Consider the following 14,563-nt stretch of genomic DNA (forward strand, 5'->3'; position numbering starts at 1 on the left):
GTTGCTTAACGCAATTTGAGCGTGGACAAACCAAAGAGACACAGCATCAGCGTGATGATCCAGAAACGCACGACGACCTGCGTCTCTTTCCACCCTGACAATTCGAAATGGTGATGCAGCGGCGCCATCTTGAAGAGACGCCGGCCTTCGCCGAAACGGCGCTTGGTGAATTTGAACCACGTGACCTGCATCATCACGGAAAGCGTTTCGGCAACGAAAATGCCGCCCATGATGAACAGCACGATTTCCTGCCGCACGATCACGGCGACCGTGCCGAGCGCGCCGCCGAGCGCAAGCGCGCCGACGTCGCCCATGAACATCTGCGCGGGGTGCGTGTTGTACCAGAGGAAGGCGAGCCCGGCGCCGCCCATTGCGGAGCAGAAAATGAGCAGTTCGCCCGCGCCGGCGATATGCGGAAACAGCAGGTATTTCGAGTAGACCGAGCTGCCCATCACATACGCGAACACGCCGAGCGACGAACCGACCAGCACGACCGGCATGATCACGAGACCGTCGAGACCGTCCGTGAGATTGACCGCATTGCTCGCACCGACGATCACCAGATACGTGAGCACGATGAAGCCCCACACGCCGAGCGGATAGCTGATCGACTTCACGAACGGCAACATCAGGTCGGCGCGTGCGGGCAGGCCCATCGACAGCCCGCTTTTCACCCATGCCATGAACAGATCGAAGACACGCACGTTGCTCGCTTCGGACACGCTGAACGCGAGATACACCGCGGCGAAGAGGCCGATTACCGACTGCCAGAAATACTTTTCACGCGACGACATGCCGCGCGGGTCCTTGTAGACCACCTTGCGGTAATCGTCGACCCAGCCGATCACGCCGAAACCGAACGTGACGAGAATAACGATCCAGATGAAGCGGTTGGTCAGATCGGCCCACAGCAGCGTGGCCACTGCGATGCCGAGCAGAATCAGCACGCCGCCCATGGTCGGCGTGCCCGACTTCACGAGGTGCGACTGCGGACCGTCTTTACGGACGGCCTGGCCGACCTTCATCGCGGTCAGCTTGCGAATCACCGCCGGGCCGCAGACGAGCCCGATCAGCAGTGCGGTGATGGTGGCCATCACCGCACGGAAAGTCAGATAACTGAACACGCGCAAGAAGCTTGCGTCATTCTGCAGCCATTGCGCCAGCGCCAGTAGCATGCTTCGGTCCTTCTATTTCAATGTGCAGCGGGCGTCTCGCCCGCTGCGTCGGGTTGTGGACTCGTTACGGCGTCCACCACGCGCTCCATCTGCATGAAGCGCGAGCCTTTCACGAGAAGCGTTGCAGCCGCGCCGAAACCGCGCTGCTGCAATTGCGCGACCAGCGTGCCGGCGTCGGCCACGTGATGCGCGCCCGCGCCGAACGCAGTGCAGGCGTCGCGCGAGGCGTCGCCCATTGCGTACAGCGCGTCGATACCGCGTTCCTTGGCGTACGCGCCAATTTCGCGGTGGAATGCCGGACCGTTGTCGCCGACTTCACCCATGTCGCCCATCACGAGAACGCGTGGCGACGCGCGCGATGCGAGCACGTCGATGGCGGCGCGCATCGAATCGGGATTGGCGTTGTAGGTGTCGTCGATCACGGTCGCGCCGGCCAGCGTGCCGAGTGCGCCCCGCTTCACCTGAAGACGGCCCTTCACGGCGCCGAACGATTCGAGGCCGCGCCGGATGGCGTCGAGCGGCACGCCTGCCGCGAGTGCAGCGGCGGTGGCCGCGAGCGCGTTGTGCGCATTGTGGTTGCCGAGCACCTGCAACGTGACGCCGATCTTGCCTTCCGGCGTTTCGATGCTCAGCACGCTGCCCGAGAAAGTGCCGGTAACGGCGGCTTCCGTAGACCGTTCCGCCGAGTTCAGCGCGAAGTCCATGATGCGGCTGCCGGTGGCCGCCACGCGCCAGATGCTCGCGTAGGCGTCGTCCGCGGGGAACACGGCCGTGCCTTCCGGCGACAGCGCGTGAATCACGCTCGCGTGTTCGAGCGCGACGGCTTCGACCGTCGCCATGAATTCCTGATGCTCGCGCTGCGCATTGTTCACCACGGCGACCGTCGGCTCGGCGATCTTCGCGAGCAACGCAGTTTCGCCCGGATGATTCATGCCAAGTTCGACGACCGCCAGTCGATGCGCGTCGTGCAGGCGGAACAGCGTAAGCGGCAGACCAATGTCGTTGTTGAAATTGCCGGCTGTGGCGAGGCGTGCGTCGACGCCGACCGCGGCGGCGAAGATCGACGCGATCATTTCCTTGACCGTGGTTTTGCCGTTGCTGCCGGTCACGGCGACAAGCGGCATGCTGAACTTGCGGCGCCAGCCACGCGCGAGCGCGCCGAGGCCCACGCGCGTGTCCGCAACGTGCAGCGCGGGCACGTTCCAGTCTTGCGGCACGCGCGACACCAGCACGGCCGTCACGTTGCGCGCGGCGACTTCCGGCAGGAAGTCGTGCGCGTCGAAACGATCGCCTTTGATGGCGATGAAGAGATCGCCGGGGCCCGCGCTGCGGCTGTCCGTCGACACGCGCTCGATCACCGCGCTTGCGTCGCCGGTCACGGTCGCGCCGGAGATCATCACGGCCGCTTCGTGCAGCGTGAACATGCCCTTTTCCTGCCGGCTCATTCGCCACCTCCGCGAGCGTGCGTCGCGCGTGCGGCCAGCGCGAGGCGAGCATGGTCCTGGTCGGAGAAAGCGCGTTTCTTGCCCATGATTTCCTGTGTTGCTTCGTGCCCTTTGCCGGCCAGCACGATGACGTCTTCCCGCGCGGCGCCGCGGATCGCCTGCAGGATCGCGCTCGCGCGATCCTCGACGCGGCGCGCTTTCGACGCGTCTTTCATCCCGGCCGCGATCTGGTCGATGATGGTTTGCGGATTCTCGCTGCGAGGGTTGTCGCTGGTCACGACGACGCTGTCAGCAAGCTTTTCGGCAATCGCGCCCATCCGCGGACGCTTGGTTGCGTCACGGTCGCCGCCGCAGCCGAACATGCACACGAGTTCGCCACCGCGCGCGATCGCCATCGGCCGCAGCGCTTCGAGCGTTTTTTCAAGCGCGTCGGGCGTGTGAGCGTAATCGATCACGACGAGCGGCTCGTCGTTCTGCAGGCGGCCACCGAGGCGCTGCATGCGCCCGTTCACCGATTCGAGCTTCGACAGTTCGGCGAGCGCGACGAAGAACGGCACGCCCGCAGCGAGCAGCGCTCCGAGCACACCGAGCAGATTGCTGACGTTGAACGCGCCGAGCGTTTGCACTTCGACTTCGGCGTCGCCCCAGTCCGACGTGTGCAGATGAAATGCGGTGCCGGTTGCCGTGGCGCGCACGTTCGAAGCCAGCAGCAACGCGTCGGCGGGCGGCGGGTTTTCGAGCGTGTCGTTCAGACCGAAGGCGATCGTGCGCGCGTGGCCCTTCGTGCTGACCAGCAGACGACGCCCTGCCGCATCGTCGCGATTGATCACGGCTGCGCGCAAACCCGGCCATGCGAAAAGACGCGCTTTCGCTGCCTCGTAGGCTTCGAACGTGCCGTGATAATCGAGGTGATCTTGCGTAAGGTTCGTGAAGACGGCGATATCGAACGACGTGCCGTTCACGCGCCCCTGATGTAACGCGTGCGACGACACTTCCATCGCAACGGCCTGCGCGCCCGCGTCGCGCAACTGCGCGAGACTGCGCTGCAGTTGCGGCGCGTCGGGCGTGGTAAAGCCGGTGTGCACGAGTTGACCCGGCAAGCCGGTGCCGAGCGTGCCGATAATCGCGCAGCGCGTGCCGAGCGCAGTGAGCGCCGCCGAAATCCACTGGCTGCAGGAGGTCTTGCCGTTCGTGCCCGTGACACCAACGGCGAGCATGGCGTCGCTCGGGTCCTGATACCAGCCGCTCGCAATCGATCCGGCGAGTTCGTTCAGCGCCGGCACGGCCAGCGTGTTGGACGCATCGATCGCGCCGTTAAACCCTTCGGGCTGAACCAGCACTGCCGCCGCACCGCGTTCGAGCGCGCCGGCGATGAACGGGCGATTGTCCGCGCCGTCCACCGCGTAAGCGAAGAATGCGTCGCCGGCCGCGAGCGAGCGTGTGTCGGCGTGCAGATGCGCGCCTCGCTGCACGTGAGCCTGCAGCCAGTCGAGCGCGTCGGCGATCTGCCGCTGCGCGGGGTGGTGCTTGCGCAACGCGCTCATCGAACCACTCCGGGATGGCTCTTCGCATTGGCGGAAATCGTCAACTTCTTCGCACCAGCGGAGGTGGAGAGCTTCTTGACCTGCGCCTGCGTGGCCGGCGCAGCCGGTGCGGCGGGCGCGGAGTCGTCCGACACCACCATCTGCTTGACCGGCATGTCCGGCGGCACATTCAGCGAGCGCAGCGTATCACCGACAATGCCGGAGAACACCGGACCCGACACCTGACCGCCGAAGTGACTACCGGCCGTCGGTTCGTCGACCGACACGGCCACGACGATGCGCGGATTCGGCATCGGCGCCATGCCGACGAACGACGCGCGGTATTTCGAGTGATCGTAACCATGCGCGCCGTGCTTGTATGCCGTACCGCTCTTGCCGCCGACGCGATAGCCCGGCACCGCGGCGTCCGGCGACGTGCCGCCCGGCGCGACCACGGTTTCGAGCATGGCGCGCACTTCGCGAGCCGTGGTGGGCGAGAAGATCTGCGGGCCGGTTGCCGGCTGGTCGCCTGGCGTGCGGAAAATCGACACCGGCATGATTTCGCCGTCGTGCGCGATCGCGGTGTAAGCACGGCCCAGCTGGAATAGCGATACCGAGAGGCCGTAGCCGTACGACATGGTGGCCTGCTCGATCCGGCGCCAGCTCTTCCACGGACGCAAACGGCCTGCCGCCGCGCCTGGGAATCCGACCTTCGGCGCCTGGCCGAGACCGATGCTGGTGTACATGTTCCACATCTCTTCCGGCCTGAGCTGCATCGCGATCTTCGTCGCGCCGATGTTGCTCGACTTCTGGATCACGCCGCCTACCGTGAGGACGCCAAAGCCGCTGTCGTCGGTAATCGGCGCACCGTCGAGCACGAAGCGGCCGCCGCCTGTATCAACCAGTGTAGTTGGCGTGACGCGATGCAGGTCCAGCGCGAGCGAAACCGTGAACGGCTTCATGATGGAGCCGGGCTCGAACGTGTCCGTCAGGATGCGGTTGCGTAGCTGGTCGCCCGTCAGGTGCGAACGGTCGTTCGGGTTATAGGTCGGGTAATTGACGAGCGCCAGTACTTCGCCGGTACGCACGTCGATCACCATCGCGGCGCCGGCTTTCGCCTTGAACTTTTCGACCGCTGCCTTCAGGTTCGTGTAGGCGATGTACTGGATCTTGCTGTCGATGGAAAGATCGACGTCCTGACCATTGTGCGGCACGACCTGCTCGTCCACGTCTTCGATGATGTGGCCCATGCGGTCTTTAATGACGCGGCGGCTGCCCGACATGCCGGCGAGCAATTTCTGATCGCCGAGTTCGACCCCTTCCTGCCCTTCGTCCTCGACGTTGGTAAAGCCGATCAGGTGAGCGGTAATCTCCCCTTCCGGATAGAAGCGCTTGTACTCATCACGCGCGTAAATGCCGGGGATGTCCAGTTCCTTGACCTTATCGGCGACATCCACCGGCACCTGGCGTTTCACGTACACGAAGGTCTTGTCTTCCGACAGCTTCGCGCGCAGTTCCTTGGTGGTCATGCCGAGCAGCTTGCCGAGCGACGTCAGCTTGTCTGCGCCGAGGTCGTCCGGCACCGACTCGGGAATTGCCCAGATGGCGCGCACCGGCAGACTCGTGGCCAGCACGAGACCGTTGCGATCGAGAATCTTGCCGCGTGTGGCAGGCAGTTCGAGCCGCCGCTGATAGCGGATTTCACCCTGCTTCTGATAGAACGCGTTGCCCGGGCCCTGAATCCAGAATGCGCGACCGGCCAGCGCGACGAACGCCATGAACAGCAGGAACACGACGAGCTTGGAGCGCCACATCGGCAGACGCACCGACAGAATCGGATTAGCCGAGAACGCGACGCTCTTGCGAGCGGACGATTTTTTCATCGCACACCTCCGCGACGGGTCGCCACCGGCGCGGACGCCGGACCGGAAGTGGGAATCGGCGCGTCCACCGCGCGGGCGGCGGTGGGGTCGAGCGTCAGATATTGCGTGCGACCCGTGGTGACCGATTGCATCTTCAGAGAATCAGTGGCGATCTGCTCGATGCGCGACGTCTTGGACAGCGCACTCTGATGATATTGAAGCTGTGAATAGTCCTGCTGCAGCTGACGCTCCTGAGACTGGGCACGCTGCAACTGGATAAAGATCTGACGCTGCTGATTGGTAGCGTTGACGACGGACAAGGCGCAACCCATGACGATGATCAGCAGGAAAATATTGAGGCGATTCATGGTGCGATCCGCTCCGCCACACGCATCACGGCAGAACGGGCGCGCGCGTTCGCGGCGACTTCAGCCTCGCTGGCGAATACACGGCCTATGATCTTGAGTGGAGGGCTCGGCAGGTCGACTGCACGAATCGGCAGGCGGCGATCCACCTTCGGCGCACTTGCGTGCGTCTGCATGAATCGCTTGACGATCCGGTCCTCGAGCGAATGAAAGCTGATGACCACCAGCCGTCCCCCTTGCTCCAACAGCGACAACGCTGCTTCTAAAACGACTTGCAGCTCCGCAAGCTCTTGATTTGTGTGAATCCGTATAGCCTGAAAGGTGCGGGTTGCCGGATCCTTGCCCTTCTCACGGGTTTTGACGACGTGAGCCACGATTTGGGCAAGCTCGCCCGTGGTGACGAGAGGCCCAAGACGGTCGGACTCTGCCCGGCGAGCAACAAGCGCCTTTGCAATCTGAAAAGCAAACCGTTCTTCCCCATAATCTCTTATCACCTCCGTCAATTCCTGCACCGTGGCCCGCGCCAGCCAGTCCGCCGCGGACTCGCCGCGCGTCGGGTCCATCCGCATGTCGAGCGGGCCGTCGGCGCGAAAGCTGAAGCCCCGCTCCGGATCGTCGACTTGCGGCGACGACACGCCCAGATCCAGCAACACGCCCGACACCCGCTCAACTCCACGCTCCGCCAAGGCTGAGCGCAGTGAAGCAAAACTCTCATGCACGATGCCAAAGCGCGGGTCCGCAATCTGCTGCGCCGTGGCAATGGCAAGCGGGTCTTTGTCGAAAGCGATCAGACGCCCCGCCTCTCCCAGCCTCTCCAACACCAGGCGGCTATGACCACCGCGCCCGAACGTACCGTCCACATACACGCCGTCGGCGCGCGTGACCAGCGCCGCCACCGCCTCGTCCAGCAGCACCGTGCGATGCTGCAATTCGTTTCCCATCGCAGGTGCCATATATGTAAGCCGCGATCAGAACGTGAAGTCTTTCAACGCTTCGGGCATGCCCTCAGCCATTGCCGCCTGTTCCTTCGCGGCGTATGTTGTTGCATCCCATAGCTCGAAGTGGCGCCCCATGCCGAGCAAGGTCACTTCCTTTTCCAGACCGCCGGCCGTGCGCAATTCCGGCGACACGAGCACGCGCCCTGCGCCGTCCATGTCCACGTCCATTGCGTTGCCGAGAAAAATGCGTTTCCACCAGGTTGCGTTCATGGGGAGCTTGTCGACCTTGTTACGGAAGACTTCCCACTCCGGGCGCGGAAAGAGCAACAGGCAGCCGTCCGGGTGCTTGGTAATCGTCACCCGTCCCTCTGCCTGTGATTGCAGCGCATCCCGATACCGAGAGGGCACAGACATCCGCCCTTTCGCATCGAGCGTCAGCGCCGACGCCCCTTGGAACACTTCGCTCTCCCCTGTCGACCGGAATCAGCGCTCCAGCGCTTTGCTCCGTTTCCATGCAGTCGCTGCGGTCAATCCGGTTGGCGTTTCACCGCTGCCCCTGATCGCTTGCAACCTGATTGCCCGTACGACGTCTCTGCGACGCACATCCTTGCGCCGCTTAACCGATCCGTGAAAATCTACCGCAAACCATTCGCGAGATCACACAAAAATACACTTTCTCACACTGTCTCCCACTTTAGAGTAACGCTAAACGGGGGTCAAGGGAGATACGTGCTTTTTGAGCGAATTTTGTTTGATAGAACAAGGACTTAGCGCGACTCCCTCACATCAGACATAAAACGGAAAACCGTTATAAATGAATGAGCTAGTGCAACTTGTGAAGGTGATACGTGAAAAGTCTGGGGGAAAGGTGCGGAAGTTAAGCGATCGCGAAGGCGGTTTGGAAGGGTTTAGCTGGCGATTCAGGTCAATCAGGTGGGACGGCGCATGGCGCGCCGTCCCACTTCAAACGGGTCGATGTAGTGAGTCGAAGCGCTAGATGTAATACGCCGTTGTCGTCATCACTTTGGATACGGCTCGCATCAACGCGCGGGCCGGGAACGGCAACTCGACCCCGCCCGCGTCCATCGCCGACTTGCCGTGCGCGGCTTCGTCCGCGCGCATCTGTTCGACGATTGCGCGCGACTCGTGATCCGCAGCGGGCAACTCTTCGAGATGACCGTTCAGATGCTGCTCCACCTGACGCTCGGTTTCCGCCATGAAGCCGAGGCTGACCCGATCTCCCATGCGCCCCGCCGCAAGGCCGATGGCCAGCGCGCCGGTGTACCACAGCGGGTTCAACAGACTTGGACGCGAGTCGAGGGCTTCGAGGCGCTTTGACGTCCATGCAAGATGGTCTTCTTCCTCGATCGCGGCGCGGTTGAACACTGCCCGCAACGACGGCGAGCGGGTGGCCAGCTTTTGCGCCTGGTAAAGCGCCTGCGCGCACACTTCGCCGACGTGATTCACGCGCATGAGCCCCGCGGCGTGAGTGCGTTCGGCCTGCGAAAGCTCGGTGTTTTCCCTTTCCGATACTTGCGGTAACGGCAACGGACGACTCATTCGGGACACGCCCGTCATTGAGCGTAAACCCCGATCGAACTCGCTGATCAACTCGTCCAGAAACATTCAGCACTCCCTCATTCGACGACTGCCCGGCCGTTGCGGCAGGTCCGTGCGACAAGGCTTTGCTGCGCAAAACCCGGCGTTACGGCAGCGTTGGAAACGCATAATCTGGGCAGGAATGAGTGATTCTAGACCATGTTGCGTAAACGAAACAGGAGCCTTCCTGGCCCTCTCCTTTTGCTTTGTGCCATGTATGCCTTTTGTTACATTACGTGCAACTTCTCGCGAAGTTGGACAAGCAAGGCCTCAACGCCAGATAAATATTCGCCTTGTACAAAAGATTCGTAATCCTTGGAGATCATTCGATGAAAAAGTCGCTTCTCGCTCTCGCAGCACTGGGCGCATTCGCAGGCGTCGCTCATGCCCAGAGCAGCGTGACCCTGTACGGTATCATTGACGAAGGCTTCAACATCAACACCAACGCAGGTGGCAAGCACCTGTACAACCTGTCGAGCGGCGTTCTGCAAGGCTCGCGCTGGGGTCTGCGTGGCACGGAAGACCTGGGTGGCGGTCTGAAGGCAATCTTCGTGTTGGAAAACGGCTTTGACGTGAACAACGGCAAGCTGGGTCAAGGCGGTCTGATGTTCGGTCGCCAGGCTTACGTCGGCCTGTCGAGCCAGTTCGGCGCCGTCACGCTGGGTCGTCAGTATGACTCCGTGGTTGACTACGTTGGTCCGCTGGAAGTGGGTGACCAGTGGGGCGGCTACATCGCGGCTCACCCGGGTGACCTCGACAACTTCAACAACGCGTACCGCACCAACAACACGGTCAAGTACACGAGCGCGAACTACGGCGGCCTGACGTTCGGCGGCACGTACAGCTTCGGCGGTGTTGCAGGCAACTTCTCGTCGAACCAGATCTGGTCGTTGGGCGCTGGCTACAACAACGGTCCGTTGGTCTTGGGCGTTGGCTATTTGAACGCGCGCACGCCGGCAGTGTCGGGCGGCCTGTTCAACAACAGCGGCACGGTTGCAACGCCGCAAACGGCTGTCACGTCGACGATCTACAGCGGCTTCACGTCGGCTAACACGTACCAGGTCATCGGTGCGGGCGGTGCCTACACGTTCGGCGCAGCGACCATCGGCGCAACGTACTCGAACATCCGCTTCGCGAACCTGGGTTCGGCGTATGCATCGCCGTTCAAGGGCCAGTCGGCAACGTTCAACAACGCTGAAGTCAACTTCAAGTACCAGTTGACCCCGGCATTGCTGGTCGGCGCAGCGTATGACTACACGCGCGGCGCGGAAATTAACGGCAACTCGCGTGCTCAGTATCACCAGGGTGCAGTGGGCGTGGACTACTTCCTGTCCAAGCGCACGGACGTGTACGTGACGGGTGTGTACCAGCACGCTCTGGGCGACACCGTCAACTCAGCGGGCGCAGTGGTCGCAGCAACGGCAGACATCAACAACCTGTCGCCGTCGTCGAACCAGAACCAGTTCACGGCTCGTATCGGTATTCGTCACAAGTTCTAATAAGTCGTAAAAAAGCAGTCTTCCTCAAAGGCGCCTTCGGGCGCCTTTTTTTCTGCGCTGCTCGTATCCGATGCCGCAACGAAAAAGGCCCAGCCGATGATGAGTCGGCTAGGCCTTTCTGTCTTCCAACGGAATAGCGAATTGGGTATTCGAGACTTTCGGCCGCCACGCGGCAGCTTCAATGGCTCACAGTGAGTGCTGCCTGGCTGTCCGCCTGCTCACGCTCGCCCGTCGCGCAGTTCCCGGCGCAGAATCTTGCCGACGTTGCTCTTCGGCAGTTCCGTACGAAACTCAACGATCTTGGGCCGCTTGTAGCCGGTCAGTTGCTGCTTGCAGTACGCAAAAATGTCCGCGTCCGTCAGCGCCTGATCGTTTTTGACGACGAAAAGCTTCACCGCCTCGCCCGAATGCTGATCCGGCACCCCCACGGCGGCAACTTCGAACACGCCCGGTATTTTCGCAACGACATCCTCGATTTCATTCGGATAAACGTTGAAGCCGGAGACCAGAATCATGTCCTTTTTGCGGTCGACGATCTTCACAAAGCCACCGGCGTTCATGAAGCCGACGTCGCCCGATTTGAAGAAGCCGTCCGGCGTCATGACTTTGGCCGTCTCGTCCGGTCGGTTCCAGTAGCCGGCCATAACTTGCGGCCCGCGAATGCAGATCTCGCCCGGCTGGCCGAGCGGGACTTCGTTGCCGTCGTCGTCACGAATGGAGATTTCCGTGGACGGCAACGGCAAGCCAATCGTGCCGCTGTACTCGGTGACGGTGACCGGATTGCAGGTCACGCACGGTGACGTTTCCGACAAGCCGTAGCCTTCGATAATCGGCGTATGCGTGTGTTCGAACCAGCGCTTCGCCACGGCTTCCTGCACGGCCATGCCGCCGCCGTTTGCGGCGATCAGCTTCGAAAAATCGAGCTTATGGAAATCGGGGCTGTTCAGCAACGCGTTGTACAGCGTGTTGACGGCGGGTATGGTCGTGATCGCATAGCCTTGCAGCGCTTTGACCATGCCCGGGATGTCGCGCGGATTCGGAATCAGCACGCCAAGACCACCCGTGCGGATGGTCAGCAGCCCGCACACGGTAAGGGCAAACACGTGATAAAGCGGCAGGGCGACAACGGTGATGAATTGATCGATATCGGCGCGGTTCATGCGAACCGGGTTGAGCCAGATTTCCGATTGCAAAACGTTGGCGATGAGATTCCGGTGCAGCAACGTGGCGCCCTTGGCCACGCCCGTCGTGCCGCCGGTGTACTGCAGGAACGCGACGTCGTCCGGGCCTTGCTGAACCGGCGTGAAAGTCTGGCGGCCGCCCTCCGCAATCGCGTCGTTGAACTTGACGTGCCCCGGCAGATTCCACGCCGGCACCATCTTCTTGACCTTGCGCACGACGAGATTGACCAGCGTACCCTTGATGCCCATCAGATCGCCCATCGCGGCAACGATCACGTGCTTCACAGACGTATTGCGCACGATTGCCTGCAGCGTGACCGCGAAATTTTCGAGCAGGATGATGGCCTCGGCGCCGCTATCCTTGAGTTGATGTTCAAGCTCGCGCGGCGTATAGAGCGGATTCACATTCACAACCACATAGCCCGCGCGCAGAATCGCAGCGATCGCGACCGGGTACTGCAGCACGTTCGGCATCATGATCGCGATGCGCGCGCCACGTGCGAGACCTTTCGACTGGAACCACGCGGCGAGTTTGCGCGACAAGGCGTCGAGCTCGCCATAGCTGATTTCCTTGCCCATGCAGACGAATGCCGGCTTCGCGCGGTGATCGCGGAAAGCCTCTTCGAGCAGTTCGGCCACCGACGAATAGCGCGTCGGGTCAATCTCTGCGGGAACGCCGGGCGGATAAGATTTCAGCCAGATTTTGTCCATGCAGCGTCTCCTCCTTTATTTTCGAATGGTCGTGCTAAAAACGCATCGTAGCATGGGCATCCTGGCGCACATGGCGAAAAGCAGGTGGTTAGACTTCCGCCTCGAACCGATTCCGGACGAGCCTGCGAGCGCCGTTTCAGGGGGATTTGACGGGGTTTCCATCGTTCGTCAAACCGGCTCGACCTCGACGAGGCAGTCGTAAAAGGTGGCCGACCCACCCAGATCCGTGAGCGCCTGACTCGTGACCTGGTTGGCGTTGCGGCCGTCCGGTGAAAGCTTTTTCCACCAGATCGACAAACCGACCACGAGTCCTTGGCGCGCCTTATCGGTGACGCGCGCGCGGGCCTGCATCGAGCCGCGGTCGTTGAAAATACGCACGAGGTTGCCGTCGACGATCCGGCGCGGCTGCGCGTCGGCCGGATGAATGTCGAGATGCGGCTCGCCTTCCGTCGCCCGCAAACTTTCGACGTTGACGAACGTACTGTTCAGGAAGTTACGCGCGGGTGGCGAGATCATCGCGAGCGGATAACGCGTGGCAAGTTCGGGCGCGCCGTCCGCGGATTCGCAAGGAGGCAGGTAGTCGGGCAGCGGGTCGAGTCCCATCTGCGCGAGGCGTGCGCTATAAAACTCGCATTTCCCCGATGGCGTTCGGAACGCGCCCTCGGCAAGCGGCGCGTCGGGCAGATCCAGTTTAAGCCAACCCGCCCTTTTCAACGCCGCCCAGTCTGCGCCCTTCAGCGTTTTGTCATGCCAACGGAACGCGGCCTGCGCAACCGCTTCATCGCTCTCGAAAAGCGCCGGCTCCGCGAGTTCCATGCGGCGCGCGATGCCGCGAAAAATCTCGGTGTTGGGAAGCGCTTCGCCGACGGGCGCGATCGCAGGCAGATTCGCCATCACATGCGTGTGCCCGTAAGACTTGTGGACGTCCAGATGTTCGAGTTGAGTGGTGGCCGGCAGCAAGAGGTCCGCATAGTCCGCCGTATCGGTCTGGAAGTGTTCAAGAACGATGGTGAATAGATCGTCGCGGGCGAAACCCGCCGCGACCCGCTCCGAATCGGGCGCCACTGCGACCGGGTTCGAGTTGTACACGACGATCGCCTCGAGCTTCGGGCCGAACGTCGCGTCACCCGCATGCAGCAACGCGTCGCGAATCGCGTTCATGTTGATCACGCGCGGCTGGCGAGCGGGCCAACCCGGCATCAGATCGGGGCGCTGCAGCGCATGCGAATCAACGGGCGCCCATCCGCTCGACGAGAGCAATGCGCCTCCCGAACGCTCGCGCCATGCGCCCGTCAGCGAAGGCAGGCAGGCGATTGCGCGTACGGCATTGCCGCCGCCGCGCACGCGCTGCAAACCGTAGTTCATCCGGATGCCGGCTTTTTTCGTGCTGCCGTACAGACGCGCGAGGTCGACGATTTCGTGCTCCTGAATGCCGCAAATTGCGGCAACGCGCGACGGCGGATAGGCCAGCGCGCGCGTTTTCAGTTCGGCAAAGCCGAGCGTGTGAGCATCGATATAGTCGTGATCGAGCTGATTTTCGGTGATCAACACGTACATCATGCCGAGCGCGAGTGCGCCGTCAGTGCCGGGCTTCAGCGCGATATGCTGGTGGCATTTCTCTGCGGTCAGCGAGCGATACGGATCGATCGCAATCAGACGCGCGCCACGGCGCTTGGCCTCTTGCGCGTGCGTCCAGAAATGCAGATTCGATGCAATCGGATTGGCGCCCCAGATCAGGATCACTTCGCTTTCGGCAAAGAACTCGGTGAGCATGCCGACGCTCGCGCCATACGTGTATTTCAGGCCGGCCGCGCCGGCGGCTGCGCAAATCGTGCGATCGAGCTGCGACGCGCCGAGCTTGTGAAAGAAGCGCTGCGCAATGCTGTCGCCCTGAACGAGGCCCATCGTGCCGGCGTAGCTGTACGGCAAGATGGCCTCCGGCGCGCGGGCGGCGATTTCTTTCAGACGTGTTGCGGCCAGGCTGAACGCTTCGTCCCAAGTGATCGGTTCAAAGAGCCCTTCGCCTTTGCGGCCAACGCGCTTCATCGGGGTAGTCAGCCGGCGCGGGTGATGCACACGGTCAGGATAACGGCTGACTTTCGTGCACAGCACTCCCTGCGTGGGCGGATGATCGGGATCGCCGCTCACTTTGGTCGCCCGACCATTTTCAACGGTCACGCGCATCGCGCAGGTGTCCGGGCAGTCGTGCGGGCAGACCGCGCGGGCAAAATCCTTCGGGGCGTTCATGAGCAATGCGTCCGTTGA

General features: G+C 62.3%; 11 protein-coding genes. 1 reads left to right on the plus strand and 10 read right to left on the minus strand.

Annotated elements, in window-relative coordinates:
- Positions 1-5: 5 nt before the first annotated feature.
- From mraY to coq7, 8 genes are all read right to left on the minus strand, one after another.
- Entirely contained in the window at positions 6-1,175 is a 1,170-nt protein-coding gene (gene mraY, locus AAGS40_RS13030; protein WP_345811853.1) for a phospho-N-acetylmuramoyl-pentapeptide-transferase, read from the minus strand.
- A 17-nt stretch (positions 1,176-1,192) separates the two neighbouring features.
- Positions 1,193-2,620, minus strand: coding sequence for a UDP-N-acetylmuramoyl-tripeptide--D-alanyl-D-alanine ligase (gene murF, locus AAGS40_RS13035; RefSeq protein WP_345811855.1), 1,428 nt, complete (start codon positions 2,618-2,620; stop codon positions 1,193-1,195).
- Positions 2,617-4,164: a UDP-N-acetylmuramoyl-L-alanyl-D-glutamate--2,6-diaminopimelate ligase gene (locus AAGS40_RS13040; protein WP_345811856.1), complete on the minus strand. Its 1,548-nt coding sequence runs from the start codon at positions 4,162-4,164 to the stop codon at positions 2,617-2,619. Before AAGS40_RS13040 ends, murF begins: the two co-directional genes overlap by 4 nt.
- The gene (locus tag AAGS40_RS13045) at positions 4,161-6,026 is read right to left on the minus strand and encodes a penicillin-binding protein 2 (RefSeq protein WP_345811857.1); all 1,866 of its coding nucleotides are present in this window, start codon (positions 6,024-6,026) and stop codon (positions 4,161-4,163) included. The genes AAGS40_RS13040 and AAGS40_RS13045 overlap by 4 nt, the downstream gene beginning before the upstream one ends.
- Positions 6,023-6,373: a cell division protein FtsL gene (gene ftsL, locus AAGS40_RS13050; RefSeq protein WP_345811858.1), complete on the minus strand. Its 351-nt coding sequence runs from the start codon at positions 6,371-6,373 to the stop codon at positions 6,023-6,025. The genes AAGS40_RS13045 and ftsL overlap by 4 nt, the downstream gene beginning before the upstream one ends.
- Positions 6,370-7,323, minus strand: coding sequence for a 16S rRNA (cytosine(1402)-N(4))-methyltransferase RsmH (gene rsmH, locus AAGS40_RS13055; RefSeq protein ID WP_345811859.1), 954 nt, complete (start codon positions 7,321-7,323; stop codon positions 6,370-6,372). The genes ftsL and rsmH overlap by 4 nt, the downstream gene beginning before the upstream one ends.
- 15 nt (positions 7,324-7,338) lie before the next feature.
- The gene (gene mraZ, locus AAGS40_RS13060; RefSeq protein WP_345811861.1) at positions 7,339-7,767 is read right to left on the minus strand and encodes a division/cell wall cluster transcriptional repressor MraZ; all 429 of its coding nucleotides are present in this window, start codon (positions 7,765-7,767) and stop codon (positions 7,339-7,341) included.
- 534 nt (positions 7,768-8,301) lie between these two features.
- Positions 8,302-8,934, minus strand: a complete 633-nt coding sequence (coq7, locus tag AAGS40_RS13065) for a 2-polyprenyl-3-methyl-6-methoxy-1,4-benzoquinone monooxygenase (RefSeq protein WP_345811862.1) — start codon at positions 8,932-8,934, stop codon at positions 8,302-8,304.
- Positions 8,935-9,236: 302 nt separating this feature from the next.
- Between coq7 and AAGS40_RS13070 the strand changes: the two genes are divergently transcribed.
- Positions 9,237-10,406, plus strand: coding sequence for a porin (locus AAGS40_RS13070; protein ID WP_345811865.1), 1,170 nt, complete (start codon positions 9,237-9,239; stop codon positions 10,404-10,406).
- A gap of 218 nt (positions 10,407-10,624) precedes the next feature.
- On the opposite strand, the gene AAGS40_RS13075 is transcribed toward AAGS40_RS13070, so the two are convergent.
- Both AAGS40_RS13075 and AAGS40_RS13080 read right to left on the minus strand, forming a co-directional pair.
- Complete coding sequence (locus AAGS40_RS13075) at positions 10,625-12,298, minus strand: long-chain fatty acid--CoA ligase (RefSeq protein WP_345811867.1); 1,674 nt, start codon at positions 12,296-12,298, stop codon at positions 10,625-10,627.
- Positions 12,299-12,466: 168 nt separating this feature from the next.
- On the minus strand, positions 12,467-14,545 hold the full coding sequence (locus AAGS40_RS13080; protein ID WP_345811868.1) for a molybdopterin oxidoreductase family protein: 2,079 nt from the start codon (positions 14,543-14,545) through the stop codon (positions 12,467-12,469).
- Between the last annotated feature and the right edge of the window lie 18 nt (positions 14,546-14,563).

The sequence above is a fragment of the Paraburkholderia sp. PREW-6R genome (assembly GCF_039621805.1).
GTDB lineage: Bacteria > Pseudomonadota > Gammaproteobacteria > Burkholderiales > Burkholderiaceae > Paraburkholderia.

What these genes read in the sequence shown, in the direction of transcription:
- mraY (WP_345811853.1), bottom strand. Translation starts at nt 1,175, where the DNA reads ATGCTACTGGCGCTGGCGCAATGGCTGCAGAATGACGCAAGCTTCTTG.
- murF (WP_345811855.1), bottom strand. Translation starts at nt 2,620, where the DNA reads ATGAGCCGGCAGGAAAAGGGCATGTTCACGCTGCACGAAGCGGCCGTG.
- AAGS40_RS13040 (WP_345811856.1), bottom strand. Translation starts at nt 4,164, where the DNA reads ATGAGCGCGTTGCGCAAGCACCACCCCGCGCAGCGGCAGATCGCCGAC.
- AAGS40_RS13045 (WP_345811857.1), bottom strand. Translation starts at nt 6,026, where the DNA reads ATGAAAAAATCGTCCGCTCGCAAGAGCGTCGCGTTCTCGGCTAATCCG.
- ftsL (WP_345811858.1), bottom strand. Translation starts at nt 6,373, where the DNA reads ATGAATCGCCTCAATATTTTCCTGCTGATCATCGTCATGGGTTGCGCC.
- rsmH (WP_345811859.1), bottom strand. Translation starts at nt 7,323, where the DNA reads ATGGCACCTGCGATGGGAAACGAATTGCAGCATCGCACGGTGCTGCTG.
- coq7 (WP_345811862.1), bottom strand. Translation starts at nt 8,934, where the DNA reads ATGTTTCTGGACGAGTTGATCAGCGAGTTCGATCGGGGTTTACGCTCA.
- AAGS40_RS13070 (WP_345811865.1), top strand. Translation starts at nt 9,237, where the DNA reads ATGAAAAAGTCGCTTCTCGCTCTCGCAGCACTGGGCGCATTCGCAGGC.
- AAGS40_RS13075 (WP_345811867.1), bottom strand. Translation starts at nt 12,298, where the DNA reads ATGGACAAAATCTGGCTGAAATCTTATCCGCCCGGCGTTCCCGCAGAG.
- AAGS40_RS13080 (WP_345811868.1), bottom strand. Translation starts at nt 14,545, where the DNA reads ATGAACGCCCCGAAGGATTTTGCCCGCGCGGTCTGCCCGCACGACTGC.